The 1,010-nt window shown below is 52.9% G+C and carries 1 protein-coding gene; it reads left to right on the forward strand.

The annotated features are described in order from the left end of the window. Positions 1-1,010 (forward strand): elongation factor Tu (gene tuf, locus FU672_RS24800; RefSeq protein WP_148245230.1); only part of this gene is annotated, 1,010 nt, incomplete at both ends.

Consider the following 1,010-nt stretch of genomic DNA (forward strand, 5'->3'; position numbering starts at 1 on the left):
CAGATCGATAACGCACCAGAAGAAAAAGCTCGTGGTATCACCATCAACACTTCCCACGTTGAATATGACACCCCGACTCGCCACTACGCACACGTAGACTGCCCAGGCCACGCCGACTATGTTAAAAACATGATCACCGGTGCTGCGCAGATGGACGGCGCGATCCTGGTTGTTGCTGCGACTGACGGCCCAATGCCTCAGACTCGTGAGCACATCCTGCTGGGTCGTCAGGTAGGCGTTCCTTTCATCATCGTGTTCCTGAACAAATGCGACATGGTTGATGACGAAGAGCTGCTGGAACTGGTAGAGATGGAAGTTCGTGAACTGCTGTCTCAGTACGATTTCCCAGGCGACGATACCCCAATCGTTCGTGGTTCTGCTCTGAAAGCGCTGGAAGGCGAAGCTGAGTGGGAAGCGAAAATCATCGAACTGGCTGGCTTCCTGGATTCTTACATCCCAGAACCAGAGCGTGCGATTGACAAGCCATTCCTGCTGCCAATCGAAGACGTATTCTCCATCTCCGGTCGTGGTACCGTTGTTACCGGTCGTGTAGAGCGCGGTATCATCAAAGTTGGCGAAGAAGTTGAAATCGTTGGTATTAAAGAGACTGCGAAGTCTACCTGTACTGGCGTTGAAATGTTCCGCAAACTGCTGGACGAAGGCCGTGCTGGTGAGAACGTTGGTGTTCTGCTGCGTGGTATCAAACGTGAAGAAATCGAACGTGGTCAGGTTCTGGCGAAGCCAGGCTCAATCAAGCCACACACCAAGTTCGAATCTGAAGTGTACATTCTGTCCAAAGACGAAGGCGGCCGTCATACTCCGTTCTTCAAAGGCTACCGTCCACAGTTCTACTTCCGTACAACTGACGTGACCGGTACCATCGAACTGCCAGAAGGCGTTGAGATGGTAATGCCAGGCGACAACATCAAGATGGTTGTGACGCTGATCCACCCAATCGCGATGGACGACGGTCTGCGTTTCGCAATCCGTGAAGGCGGCCGTACCGTTGG

Origin of the sequence: Enterobacter asburiae, assembly GCF_008080435.1 — a bacterium.
GTDB lineage: Bacteria > Pseudomonadota > Gammaproteobacteria > Enterobacterales > Enterobacteriaceae > Enterobacter > Enterobacter asburiae_C.